Origin of the sequence: Nocardiopsis eucommiae (assembly GCF_965344335.1) — a bacterium.
Classification (GTDB): domain Bacteria; phylum Actinomycetota; class Actinomycetes; order Streptosporangiales; family Streptosporangiaceae; genus Nocardiopsis; species Nocardiopsis eucommiae.
Map to the genome: position 1 here is coordinate 1 of NZ_CBDRIY010000034.1, position 12,660 is coordinate 12,660.

The 12,660-nt window shown below is 71.6% G+C and carries 8 protein-coding genes; 3 read left to right on the forward strand and 5 right to left on the reverse strand.

All coding sequences use genetic code 11. From position 1 onward, the window contains the following. Positions 1-145: 145 nt before the first annotated feature. Positions 146-1,198, reverse strand: coding sequence for an LLM class flavin-dependent oxidoreductase (locus tag ACRWK8_RS20010; protein ID WP_431872122.1), 1,053 nt, complete (start codon positions 1,196-1,198; stop codon positions 146-148). A 244-nt stretch (positions 1,199-1,442) separates the two neighbouring features. Between ACRWK8_RS20010 and ACRWK8_RS20015 the strand changes: the two genes are divergently transcribed. Then, entirely contained in the window at positions 1,443-1,721 is a 279-nt protein-coding gene (locus ACRWK8_RS20015) for an ArsR/SmtB family transcription factor (protein ID WP_378737624.1), read from the forward strand. 1,933 nt (positions 1,722-3,654) lie between these two features. Here the strand turns inward: ACRWK8_RS20015 and ACRWK8_RS20020 are convergent. Further along, positions 3,655-5,103 (reverse strand): MATE family efflux transporter, encoded by a 1,449-nt coding sequence (locus ACRWK8_RS20020; RefSeq protein ID WP_431872125.1) that lies wholly within the window; start codon positions 5,101-5,103, stop codon positions 3,655-3,657. A 475-nt stretch (positions 5,104-5,578) separates the two neighbouring features. Between ACRWK8_RS20020 and ACRWK8_RS20025 the strand changes: the two genes are divergently transcribed. Then, positions 5,579-7,822 carry a serine/threonine protein kinase gene (locus ACRWK8_RS20025; RefSeq protein ID WP_431872127.1) on the forward strand — a complete coding sequence of 748 codons (2,244 nt, stop codon included), beginning with the start codon at positions 5,579-5,581 and terminating at the stop codon, positions 7,820-7,822. A 22-nt stretch (positions 7,823-7,844) separates the two neighbouring features. Here ACRWK8_RS20025 and ACRWK8_RS20030 read toward each other — a convergent pair whose 3' ends face one another. Further along, positions 7,845-9,086, reverse strand: coding sequence for a DUF418 domain-containing protein (locus ACRWK8_RS20030; RefSeq protein ID WP_431872129.1), 1,242 nt, complete (start codon positions 9,084-9,086; stop codon positions 7,845-7,847). Positions 9,087-9,637: 551 nt separating this feature from the next. Here ACRWK8_RS20030 and ACRWK8_RS20035 point away from each other — a divergent pair. After that, positions 9,638-10,600, forward strand: a complete 963-nt coding sequence (locus ACRWK8_RS20035; protein ID WP_431872198.1) for a nitroreductase/quinone reductase family protein — start codon at positions 9,638-9,640, stop codon at positions 10,598-10,600. 90 nt (positions 10,601-10,690) lie between these two features. Here ACRWK8_RS20035 and ACRWK8_RS20040 read toward each other — a convergent pair whose 3' ends face one another. Beyond that, positions 10,691-11,602, reverse strand: a complete 912-nt coding sequence (locus tag ACRWK8_RS20040) for a type II secretion system F family protein (protein ID WP_431872131.1) — start codon at positions 11,600-11,602, stop codon at positions 10,691-10,693. A gap of 44 nt (positions 11,603-11,646) precedes the next feature. After that, complete coding sequence (locus tag ACRWK8_RS20045; RefSeq protein WP_378737336.1) at positions 11,647-12,579, reverse strand: type II secretion system F family protein; 933 nt, start codon at positions 12,577-12,579, stop codon at positions 11,647-11,649. Positions 12,580-12,660: the final 81 nt, after the last annotated feature.

Sequence of the window (12,660 nt, forward strand, 5' to 3'; positions counted from 1 at the left end):
GGGGGAGGGTGGTGGGGGGGTGGGGGGGGCCCGCCCCCCCCCCCCCCCCCCCCCACCCCTGTCACCGGAGGAGACGGTTCCGGATCCTGCCTGATCCGGTCCCGCACCCTTGACCAGTACCCCCGGTCAGGGTTTCGTGCCGACCTCAGCTCCCGTCGGGCGCCGCCAGGCCGCACGCGTCGGCCAGCAGTTCGTAGGAGCGGAAGCGGGCGGTCTTGTCGTAGATCATCGAGGAGATCATCAGCTCGTCCACACCGGTGTCGGCGACGAACTGGTCGATCCTGCTCCGCACGGTCTCCTGGGAACCGACGAAGGAGTAGCGGAGCATCGCGCTCGTCTGCTCCTTCTCGCCGGGACGCCACATCGTGTCCATGGCCGAGCTCCGGACCGGGGGCTGGAGCAGTCCGCGCGCGTTGCGCATGATGCCCAGGAAGGCCTGCTGCTGCGAGGTGAACAGGTCCTTCGCCTCCTCGTCCGTGTCCGCGACGACCACGTTGATCCCGGCCATGGTGTAGGGCTTCGAGGCCTGTTCCGAGGGGGCGAAGTCCTCCCGGTAGGCGGCGAGCGCGTCGTAGAGCGCACTCGGTGCGAAGTGCGACGCGAAGGCGTACGGCAGCCCCAGGTGCGCGGCGAGCTGGGCCCCGAACAGGCTGGACCCGAGGATCCACAGGGGCACCCGCAGGCCCTCGCCCGGAACGGCGCGCACCGGCTGTCCGGGGCTCGCGGGCTCGAAGAGGGACCGGAGCTCCTGGACGTCCTGCGGGAAGGTCGAGGAAGCGGAGTGGTCACGGCGCATCGCCCGCATGGTGCGCGGGTCCGTTCCGGGAGCACGTCCCAGACCGAGGTCGACGCGTCCCGGGTAGAGGGACTCCAGCGTGCCGAACTGCTCCGCGATCACCAGCGGGGAGTGGTTCGGGAGCATCACGCCGCCCGAACCCACCCGGATGGTGGAGGTGCCCTCCGCGATGAAGCCGAGCGAGACCGAGGTGGCGGCGCTGGCGATGGCCCGCATGTTGTGGTGCTCGGACAGCCAGAAGCGGGTGTAGCCCCACCGCTCCAGGTTCTGGGCGAGTTCACGGGCGTCACGCAGGGCCTCGCCGGGGGTGGAGCCCTCGACGATGCTGGCGTGGTCCAGGACGGACAGGGCGGGCCCCGCCCCCGATGCCCCGGTCTTCGTGGCCCCGGTGTTTTCCGTCATCTCAGTTACCCCCACTGGCCTGAATCGTTCGATGATCGACGAACATCGAACAGTGACGGTACACTCGCCGCTGAACGCACACCAAATCCTGATCGCGGATGGGCTCGGCCGCGGGGCGGGGTCGGGTGGGACGGTGCGGCCCCCGGGCGGACGCGCGGAACGGCTGTGTGGCAGAGGAAGCGGAGGTGGGGTCTTGGTTCCCAAGGGGACGGCGAAGGGGCGCGAGCATCCGGCCCTGTCCGAAGTGGATCTGGTCACGGTGCTCTCCGCGCTGGCCGAACCCACCCGGATGCGGATCGTGTGCATGCTCGCGGAGTTCGAGGGTGAGCGGGCCTGGAAGGACATCGACCTGCCGATCGCGCAGTCGACCCTGAGCCACCACCTGAAGATCCTCCGCAACGCAGGGCTGATCCAGAACCGGACCGAGGGCACGCGCTGCTTCGTCTCGCTGCGCGACCAGGAGCTCGACGGGCGCTTCCCCGGCTTGCTGGAGACCGTGCTGAGCTGTCGGGACGCGCACTAGGGCGGGCTTCCCGCAGGCCTTCGCCGGTGACGACGGAGTCGCCGTCGGCACGATCGGCGGCAGGGAGCGTCTCCGGCGCGACGACGCGCCGGGGTCGGGCCCGTGGCCGTTCGAGCTCCACGGGTTCGGCGAGGGACGGCCTGGTGGTCGCGAGCGCCCCATGATCCGGAGGACACGCCTCGCCGCGGCCCGGCGGCGCGAACACCTCATGTCTTCACTCACGCAGGCGCAACGAAGCCCGGTCACGCCGAGTTCCCGTCCGGGTTCGGTTTCTGGGCGGAACGCCTCCGCCAGCGGAGCGGCGACGACCACCCGGGGGTCGTATGCGGGATCCGGGTGAGGGCTCGACACCGGGCCGCTTTCGTGGGATGAGCTCGGCTGTGGAGCGGTCGTCACGAGTCGCGGCCCCGGTCGCCGTCGGCTCCCTGTGAGCCGACACGATCCGGGGCCGCGCCTGAGGTTGGCCTCCGCTCCCGTGTCTCCCCCTGACACCGGGAGGGGAGAGTGCCCCCCTTTTTTCCTCATGGTTCGGGGCCGCGATCCCTCTGTTCCCCTTTTCCCCCCGGTGGCTTTGTCGCCCGGAGGCAACAGAGGGCTGGGGCCCCTTGGTGGCGAAGGGAGCATTCACGTGCTCGGTGAACGTGAATTCCCCCGAATCCCCTGCCACCTGGGCGGGTGAGAGTGTTTCTTGGCGGAAGTTCCCCCTAGATCGCAACTTCCACGAAGTCACTCCCCATCGAACTCGCGCCTCTCCCGTGTGACGAACGGGAGAAAGCGAGATCCCGCAGGTGCACTCTATCGCTTCGCGCAACCATTCTGTCCATCCCCGGGAGCCTCGTTCTGTGGTGAACGAGAACCCACCCACGGGCCCCGGGAACGAAAGGACGCACGGAACGTCGAGTGCATGGCGCGGACGCCAGGACACGCGCTGGCATCGGGCTCGAAGCCAGCGCCGACCGGGCGACCGACGGTCTGAGTATGCCTGAGATCGAGGGTGCTCCGCAGCCGTTCCGCGGCAATTTCTCGAACTGATTCTCCGACCTGGCTGAGTGGCGCACTCAGGGTGGTCATTGGCGGGGTCCGGATTGGTTCGGGTCGGAGCCGCGTGCCGTCTTTTGTAGGCGGTTTGGTGTCTAAAGTCATCGCTTGGCGGAAACCGGACACCCTCGTAACAACGGTTTCGGGGGTGTCCGCTGCCTGGGAGCCCTTGTGGATTCAGGAGGCCCCGTGGCGCGAGGACGGGGCCTCGGCCGCCACGGGGTCGGCCGCGCGACGGCCGGGGCTCCTGGTGGCCGCTGGGGGCCTCGGGGGCGTTCTTCGACCTGAAGGGAGACATCGACTGTTGTCTCGTTCGGTGGGTTGACTGTCCGGTTTTCCCTCGTGGGGGCGTGGGACTGGCTGAGGAGGGCGGGGCTGCCGGGGGGATCCGCTGGGTCACGCGACGGTGGGGCGGAGGGGACCCCAGGGTGAAGGATGCCCGGGGCGGGCTGGGCGGGGCGGTCCTCCCTGGAGGCGAGGACGAGTCGGTACGACTGCCGCCCTCCCGCTGCTCCGGAAGGTGGGGTGGCGGTGGGGGGAATTCCCGCCCTGCGGACGGGCCGTCGGTGGCGCGTGGCGGGAGGCGACGACCGGAGGGATGCCGACGGGGTGCCGCCGTGCTTTCCCGTGTGTTTCTCCGGAGGAATGCGAATGGACGATTCCAGGAAATGGAGCGTCGTTTCGCAGGGGAATGGAGTGGCCTCGGCGGTCGGTGCGGGACTCCGCCGAGGCCGCTGGTGGTGGGGGTGTGGCAGGGGAGGGCGGGACGGGCTCGGGGCGTCACTCCGGTGCGAAATCATGAGTTCTATGCGAGTCGCGCATGAAGTGGACCGTTCCGGAACCGTCGGCCCCGAATACCCCGGACGGTGCCTCCTCCGGAACGGGGGTTCATCGGTCAGTTCCGGTCCCGGGTGAGTCGGAGGAAGCCACCACCCTGTCCCACCACCAGTCCGAGGTTGGCCAGAGCGTAGGTCCACCACAGCCAGGCGAGGCCACCCGCCGAGGCCACGGGGAACGCGGCCAGGGCCAGCAGCCCGAAGCACACCGCGAAGGTGTACAGGGTCGGGGCGGTGCGTCTGAGGGCGAGCAGCCCCATCCCGGGCACGGCCTGCACGCCGTCCGCGAGAACGACCACGAAGACGACCGGTACCAACCCGATGACCAGCGCGGAGACGGCCCGGTCGGGGGTGAGGACGCCGACGATCGGGCCCGCCGCGACCCAGAGCAGAAGCATGCTGAGGGCGATCACCGGCAGGGCCAGCGTCAGTCCCGCGACCAGTGCTCTGCGGACCTCGCCGAACCCCGAGGCACTCTCCCCGGGAGACTCGGCCGCCCGCGCGGCACGGGCCATGAAGGGGACCGCGGCCTGGCCGACAGCGGTCGCGGGGAGGAAGACGAAGGTCACCAGGGTCACCATCACCTGGTGGGCGGCGGCCTCGGTGGTGCCGATCCGTGCCACCGCCATGGCGAGCAGGCCCAGCACGCCGAACTTGATCAGCATCGTCGACCCCATGGGGAGTCCGACCCGGGCGATACGCCAGACGCCGGACCAGTCCGGTCTCCACGCTCCGGGAGACCGGGTGGTCAACGCGGTGCCGCGTCTCAGCAGGACGTGGGCCAGCGCGGTGGTCGTCAGGGCGGTCAGGAGCATGGCGAGGCCGGCGCCGGCGATGTCCAGACCGAGGGCCAGCACCAGTGTGGGGATCAGGACCACGGACGAGGCGGTTCCGACGAGGCCCACGGCCATGGCCTGTTTCGACCGCCCCAGGCCGATCAACAGGACCGTGGCGCAGGACTGGAAGGCGTTGGCGAGCAGCGCCAGCGCCATCAGCTGGGGGAAGGGGCCGAAGGCCGCCACGGTCTCGGCGGGTGCTCCGATCAACCGGGCGACCAGGGGAACCGACGCCACCACGGAACCGCCGACCAGGCCCAGGCACAGGGACAGCCAGAGGGAGTCACGCAGGACCGGGGCGAGGGCGGCGGGGTCCTCGGTGTTCCGCGCGACGAACGGCATCGAACCGCGCAGCGCGCCCTGGACGACCATCGAGGCGGGGTTGTACAGGGCGATGGTCAGGGAGTAGGCGGCCAGGACCGTGGTGCCGGTGTGCCCCAGCACCCCCGCCGTGACGAGGGTGCCGAACACCGTGGCGACCATGGAGAGGTAGAGGGGGAGGGCCTTGCCCGCGATGGCGCCGACCAGCCGGGAAAAGGAGGGGCGGGGCTCCCGTGGGTGCTCGTTCGTGCTCGCGTCCCTCGGCGGGTCCGCCGAGGGCGGGGACGTGCCGCCGGACTCGGGGGTGTGGTCGGCGGGGTGCTGCGCGGTGTTCCTGGCGTCGTCGGCCATCGTCTTCTCCGCGGGGAAGTGGGGGCGTCGAGCTGTCAGCGGGAGTTCGTGACGATTCTGCGGGACCCTCCGCACCCTCCGTGTGGCCGGGCCAGAGGGTGGAGCTGCCCCGGGGTCGTGGCCGGGGTGGTTGACGGTGGATTACACCGATTTCCTCTCCTTCCCATAACGTCCTCACCCACCGTGTCCGCCACCGGTGCCCCTCGGTGTGGTGGCGTCGGGCGGCGCAAGGACGTCCCGACGACCGCCACGATCCTTGGTGAACAGGGCTTACCGACCCGCCCTCCGGGGTGCGGGCGCGTGATCGCGCAGGGCGGGGCATGCGTTGTGAGCGGGTCCCGTGCGCACGGAGAACGGGGGGATCACTGTGTCGGCTCCCTCACGAATTAGGTAGGTTCGCAGAACAACGGGATCGAATGTGCTATCCCGGCACAGCCCACCACAACCGTCCCTGATGTGTGGAAAGCTGCCCCCAATGGACTTCTCCCTCCCTGATCCGCCGCCGAACGTCAACCCCCTGACCGACGGTGACCCGCTCCAGGTGGGCGGCTACCGCGTCATCGGACGTCTGGGCGCCGACGGTGTGAGCACCCTGTTCGCCGCCGTCTCCCCCGACCACGAACCGACCGCCCTCCGGATCGCGGGCCCCGGGTGGGACGCCCTCGCCGTCGATGGGACCCCGACCGCCGAGCGGAGCGACGGTGTGTGCGCGGTGGGCGTACGCGACCTCGGGACACACGAGGGACGGCCGTGGTCCGCTATCGAGTACCTTCCCGGACTCGGTCTGCGTGAGCACGTGCGGCTGCACGGCCCCGTCGGGGGCGACGCCCTGCTGGCGCTGGCGGCCGGCATGGCCGAGGCACTCGCCACCACCCACGCTACGGGTGCCGTGCACGGTGACCTGCGCCCGGAGAGCGTGGTGTCCTCGGCGCGCGGGCCCCGCGTGCTCGACTTCGGGATCGCCCGCCGGATCGACGACACGGCCTCCGTACAGAGCGGGACGAGCCTGGGCTGGCTGTCCCCGGAGCGCTACGACGGCGCACCCGCCACACAACGGTCCGACGTGCACGCCTGGGCCTGCCTCGTGGTGTTCGCCGCCACCGGGGAGCCGCCGTTCGGGGCCTCCCCGGCCGGGCACACCCCGGGACGGGTGCCGGGACAGATCCTCTGGGAGATGGCCCGCCGCACCCGCGAGGCGCGAGTCGATCTCAGGGCGCTTCCGGAGGAGCTGCGTTCGCTGCTCCTGCGCGCCTTCTCCCCGGATCCGGAGCTGCGCCCCTCCGCCGAGGACGCCTACCTGGAGTGCCTGCTGATGCTCGGCATCGACGAGCAGTCGACCGCCGACACCTGGCCCGACCAGCTCCGCGCGCTCATCGCGCGGCACTGGCCGATTCCCGACCTGAGCTGGCACGACCCCGAGCGCTGGGTCCGGTCCGCGCACGCCCCGGCCCAGGCTGCGGCGGGGACCGGTGACGGGGGAGCGGAGACCGGAGCGGTCGCGTCGGTCGACGGAGCCACCGCCTCCGAGGGGGCCGCGGTCGGCCCCGGAACCCTCCGGGGTGAGACGACCCTCGGAGGCGGCGCCGAGACGGGTGCCGACGACGAGGAGTGGGGGCCGGAGGCCGCCGCGGAGGCGTACGGGCACGCCCTCCCCGCTCCGACGGCTGACGGCCCCGGGGCCCCGCCCGGGGCGCGCGGCGCGGGCACGGCCGGGAGGGGCGGCGCGGACTACCTGTTCGGGCCCTCACAGACCGGAGGCCACGACCTGTCGGGCGTGGACAGCGGCGGGATCGACCTCGACGAGGACGACGGCGCCGGTTCCCGGGGCAGGGTCGGCCTCTGGCTCGCGGTGGGGGCCGCCGGAATGGTCGCGGTGCTCGGGGGCGGTTACCTGCTGGTCAACGCCCTGAGCGAGTCGCCCGCCGACACCGTGGTCTCGGAGGGAGCCGCCGAGGAACCGGCCGCGTCCGAGGACGAGGAGGAGACCGAGGAGGGGGCGGCGGCCCCCACCGAGCTGCCCTGCGACGACGCCGAGCGGAGGGGAGCCCAGAGCGAACACGCTCCCTGGCGCCCCTTCACCACGGACACCGTCTCGCCGGACTCGTACGCCCCGCTCCTCGTCCCGGGCCCCGAGGGCGAGCCGAACACGAGTCCCGACGTCTGGCCGTTCGTCTCGCCGCTGGACCACGACACGATGGACTTCGGTCTGGTCACCCCCAGTCTGGAGGCTTTCCCGGTGATGAGCGTGTGCATGACCGGCGCACGGGACACCGGCGCGGGGGTCGAGTTCACGGCGGAGCTCACCTACCACCCCACCGTGGGCAGCCACCGTGTGTACGAGGAGGACTTCCTGGCCCTGACGCCCCTGGACCCCGAACTGAACGGGGGGATCGACAAGGAGACCGTCAGGGGCGGGAGCGGCAGTGAGCTGGGACAGCCGATGACCACGCTCACGGAACTCAGCCCGCAGCACCCGTTCGCCGAGATCACCGTGCTGCTCCCGGGAGCCCCCGAGCGGGCGGGTGTCGCCTACCGTCCGTCCGAGTACGCGGGAGCCCTGGTGCACGACCTCAGCGGGCACTGCTACGACGTGGACGGCACGGAGGAGTGGCGGGACGGGAGTCGGCTGGGGTCGGGCTACTTCGCCCTGCCGAGCACCGTCCCCGGGGAGAGCGACATGACCCTGTGCCCGGTGGACGGGGCCCCCGGACAGGGCTGACCTCCGAGCTCCCGACCCCGCCTCACCGCCGCCCCTCCGGGGAGCCGGGCAGACGGGTGCGGGCGTAGGTGAGCCGGCGCAACAGCACCTCGGCCGGTCCGCGCAGGCCGCGACGGCGCGAGATCTCCGCGAGGGCCACGGTCAGCCCCCAGGTGAGTACGGCGACCAGAACCGCGCCGGAGGCGCTCGCGGTGGCGCCCAGGCCCAGGCCGTAGGGAGCGAACACCACGGTGAACACGACCGCCTGGGCCAGGTAGCAGCTCAGCGAACGCTCTCCCACGGCCGCGATCGCCGTGGCGATCGCGCCAGGGGAGCCGTCGCCGTCCCCGCGCGAGGTGGCCCGCTCGGTCAGCCACAGGGCGACCAGGGTGATCAGCGCCGCCCAGCCGGGCCCGCCCGCCCAGCCCGCGAGGTCGTGCACGATCCACAACAAGACCAGGACCTGAGGCTCCGGCTCCGGCAGGAACTCGGCGGTGACCAGGGCGTCCGGCAGCCCCGCGACCACCGCGACGCCCAGGCCCACGACGGCGGTGCGCACCAACAGGGTGAGGTGCTCCCGAGGGCGCTCCAGGATGCCCCGGCGGCCCGCCCACATTCCCACGAGCAACGGCGGCATCACCACCAGCACCAGGGTCACCGGCGTGTACAGGGTCCACTCCGCGAACCGTTCGGCACTGGCGGCGAGGAAGCCCGACTCCACAAGCGAGGGCACCGCCGACGCCGGGTCAGTGTCCCCGGGGGAGGTGCCGAACGCGTCACCCAGGCCGAGCACGGTGTTCAGCGCGGCGGAGGCCAGGGCGACGGCGCCCGCGGTCCAGAGCAGGACGGCGTCCCGTGCGCGCAGGAATCCCACGAACAGCAGCAGACCGAGCCCGTACGCCCCGACGATGTCCACCGGTAGCAGCAGGACCCCGTGCGCCAGCCCGATCACCAGCATCCACAGTCCGCGACGGCGCAACACCACGCGGGCGTGCACCCACCCGCCGCCGGCGTCGAGGACCCGGCGCATGATCCACACGGTGCCGTAGCCGAAGAGCAGGGAGAAGAGCGGGATCGCCCGCCCGTTCACCAGCGTGCTCTGGACGAACGTCAGCACCTGGTCGGCGAGGGTGCGAACGGTGTCCGGATGGGTGAGGAAGAACTGGGCGTTGACCAGCGCGATGAACAGCAGCATGAAGCCCCGCGCGAGGTCGGGGGCGAGGGAGCGTCCGGGCCCGAGCACGGGCGGGGCGACGGCTGAGGGAGGACGGCGGGACGGGCTCATGTCGGTTCCTTCACGGGCGGAGACAGGGGGGCGGGGCCGGTTCGGGGCCCGTCCACGAAGGTACGGAGCCGTGGACGCCGTTCCGATGGGGCCCTCCCGACTCTTCGGGTGGGTCCGTCCCCACCCGAACGAGCGCCTATGATGGTCGGGCGTCGCGTGTTTCCGGCCAAGAGCAGTGGGCCGGCCGGAGAACATGGAGGCGCCATGACCTGTTCGGGGAGCCATCGTGAGCACACACTTCGCGTACCGAATCTGATCGGCTGAGCCGTTCGCGGCGCCGGTGTGACGCCGCTGTCGAGACCCTTCCCCCTCGGGCCCGGTGAGAGACCGGGCCGTAGGAGTCCGAGCCGCTGCCCCGCCCCGCCCCGCCCCGGCCGTACACCCGCCGAACCGGTGCACCTGGCACCACCTTCCGGCGGACTCCCCGAGCCCCTTCCGGCCTGACGGCCACCCGGTGCCCTGCCCTGACCGCACCCGGAACCGAGCGCGACATCCGCGCCCTCGGGGACGTCCGCCTCCACGACCAGTGAGAGGACCGTCCCTTGACGGAGATCGACGACAGGAACACGAACGAGGAGAACACCGGCGGCCCGGACCAGCCGCCGGCCGGGCCCCACCAGAGCCCCGAGCCCAGGGTGAGCCCCCTGAACGCACCGGTGGTGGCGGAGTTCCGTGCCAACGGCGGCCGTGTGGGCGGCCCGTTCGCCGGCGGGGACCTGCTGCTGCTCACGACCACGGGGGCACGCTCGGGTCAGCGGTACACCACTCCGCTCGGCTTCGTGCGGATCGAGGACCGCGTCCACGTGGTGGGCTCGGCCGGGGGCTCTCCGAAGGACCCCGACTGGTACCGCAACCTGCTCGCCCACCCCATGGTGACCGTCGAGATGCCCGGAGACGAGGCCCGCGAGTCCATCGCGGTCCCCTTGGCGGGCGACGAGCGCGACCGGATCTTCCGGGAGATCGTCAGCCGCCATCCGGGGTACGGCGACTACCAGGACCAGGTGGAGCGCCGTATCCCGGTGGTGGAGCTCCAGCCCTCGCCCGAGCTCGGCTCCGGTGAGGTGCGCGCCCTCGCGGACAAGCTGCTCCAGATCCACGCGTGGTTGCGGGGTCAGCTCACCAACGTGCGCGCGGAGGCCGAGCGGTACCTGGCCGAACGCGACGCCGCGTCGACCGCTCCGCCGGTCGGTCTCAACCTCCAGATCCGGCAGCACTGCCTGGCCTTCTGCGAGTCCCTGCACTTCCACCACACCAGCGAGGACTCGATGTTCCCGGCGCTCGCCGAGGGGTACCCGCACCTGAGGGAACCGGTCGAGCGCCTGGTGGAGGAGCACCGGGTGGTCGACCGGGTCCGGGCCGAGCTGGAGGGCCTGCTCGCTGACGTGCGCACCGCCGACCCGGTGCGGTTCATGGCGGAGCTCGACCGGCTGACCGAGGAACTCGAGGCCCACCTGGACTTCGAGGAGGAGGCCCTGATCCCGACGCTGTCCGGGATCCCCTTCCCGCCCGCCTGAGCCCGAGGACGTGCGGCGCCCCGGGGACCGCCCGCCGGTCCCCGGGGCGCCGCGCCACCAGCCGCGACACGGTCCGGGAGGCCGGTGGCCCTACCCTCCGAGGAGGGTGCTCAGGTCGATCTCGGTACCCAGGAACATCGAGCCGATGATGAGGATCAGCAGACCCGGGAGCAGGGTCGCGGCGGTCACCATCGTCACCCTCGGATTCAGACGCTGGGCCTTGCGGCGCATGTACTGGGCGTCGGCCAGGCGCATGTCCCTGCTGATGTCCACCAGGGTGTCGCTCAGCGGCGCGCCCAGTTCCTCGGCCTGCTGGATGGCGGTGACGAACTTGCTGAGCGACTCGTTGCGGTTGCGGCGGCGCAGCGACTCGAAGGCCTCCCGGCGGGAGGTGCCCAGCTCCATCTGGTGGAGCGCGATGGTGAACTCGTCCGCCAGGACCCCCGGCATCGACACCGCCACCCGGGCGACGGCGGCGCGGAAGGACATGCCCGCGCTCACCGTCACCGCGAGCACGTCCAGGAAGTCCGGCAGCTGTGTCTGCACCTCGTCGGCGCGTTCCTGGGTCTGCACGTACAGGTTCAGGTCGGTCAGTCCCGCGAAGGCCAGTGCGAGGAGGGCGAGCAGCGGGCTGGAACCGGCCAGCAGCACCACGACCGCGAGGGTCCCGTAGATGGCGACCTCACCGACCTTGCGCCGCACGTAGCGTTCCGTGGTCAGGCCGTCCGGTCGCCCGGCCGCCTCGATCCGGGAGGAGACGGACGCCTTCGCCTTCTCGCTCATCGATCCCATCAGCGCCCTGGAGAAGGGGCGACCGATCCGCTCCGTGATCCGGTGCAGGAAGAAGGTGTCGTCGCTCTTGGTGGTCACCGGGGCGTTGACCGGATCGTCCACCGTCACCCGGGTCTGGGACTGGGTCAGGTGCAGGCCGTAGACACCGAGCAGCACGACCAGGGCCGAGGCGAGGCCGGCCGCCAGGGGGATCAGGAGCGGGAGGTTCATGGGGGTGTCCTTCGAGGTGCGGGCGGGGACGTGACGTGGGGGCGCTACATCTTGAACCGGGTGATGCGGGCGACCAGCACGAATCCGGTCGTGTACAGCGCGGCCACGACCAAGAGCACGGCGACCCCGGAGGCGGAGCTGGTCATCGTGCGCATGATCCCCGGTTCGATGCCGTTGATCAGGAACAGGGCACCCACCGACATGAACCCGAGCGCCCACACGGTGGAGGTCGTCTCACTGAGGATGGTGCTCACCTCACGCCGGGTCTCCTTGCGGCTCTCCAACGTGGAGGAGATGTTGCGCAGAGCCGTCACCAGCGATCCGCCGGACCGGGACGACACCAGCAGCGTGGACAACAGCACGCCCAGTTCACGGGAGGGCATGCGCTGGCGCAGGTCCGCGATGGCCTCCTCGAAGCTCGCGCCCAGCTTCATGGACTCCGCCATCCGGCCGAGCTCCTCCCCGGCCGGGCCGTCCAGCTCGTCGGCGGCGATGGCCACCGCCGTCGGCAGCGCGAGCCCGGCGGAGGTCGCGTTGCCCAGTACCCGTGCCAGGTCGGGCAGCTGGTTGGTGAACTCCTCCCGGCGCTTGGACTCGGCCCGGCGCAGATAGGAGAAGAACAGGAACGCCACGCCCGCGGCGGCCAGCAGACCGAAGAACGGCGCGAGGACCTGCCACACGATCAGGACGGCCAGCAGCGCGCCGGACGCCAGCGCCACGACGAAGGTGGCCGGGCGCATGTCCGTGCCCGACCGCGCCATACGGCGAGCCAGCCGAGCGCCCCACTGGGTGCGCCGAAGCCAGGCGTCGAACCTGGCCATGGGCGTGGAGGCGGCGTACTCCGCCTGGTCCAGGGCACTGCGCGCGGCGATCAGCCGCCGTTGCTCGGCGCTGGCCACGAACTCCCACAGCGCCCACAGCGCCAGGATCAGAACCAGGGCGAGACCGCCGAGGATCGCCGGAATCTGCCAGTTCACCCGGTCTCCCTTCGGGCCGGTGCCGTCGGTCGGCCCGGCGTCGTACCTCGCGGGGGGAACGCCGTCGCGGACGTGGTGCGG

Bases quoted from the DNA above. Each gene is read 5' to 3' on its own strand.
- ACRWK8_RS20010 (WP_431872122.1), bottom strand. From the start codon at position 1,198: ATGACGGAAAACACCGGGGCCACGAAGACCGGGGCATCGGGGGCGGGG.
- ACRWK8_RS20030 (WP_431872129.1), bottom strand. From the start codon at position 9,086: ATGAGCCCGTCCCGCCGTCCTCCCTCAGCCGTCGCCCCGCCCGTGCTC.
- ACRWK8_RS20020 (WP_431872125.1), bottom strand. From the start codon at position 5,103: ATGGCCGACGACGCCAGGAACACCGCGCAGCACCCCGCCGACCACACC.
- ACRWK8_RS20040 (WP_431872131.1), bottom strand. From the start codon at position 11,602: ATGAACCTCCCGCTCCTGATCCCCCTGGCGGCCGGCCTCGCCTCGGCC.
- ACRWK8_RS20025 (WP_431872127.1), top strand. From the start codon at position 5,579: ATGGACTTCTCCCTCCCTGATCCGCCGCCGAACGTCAACCCCCTGACC.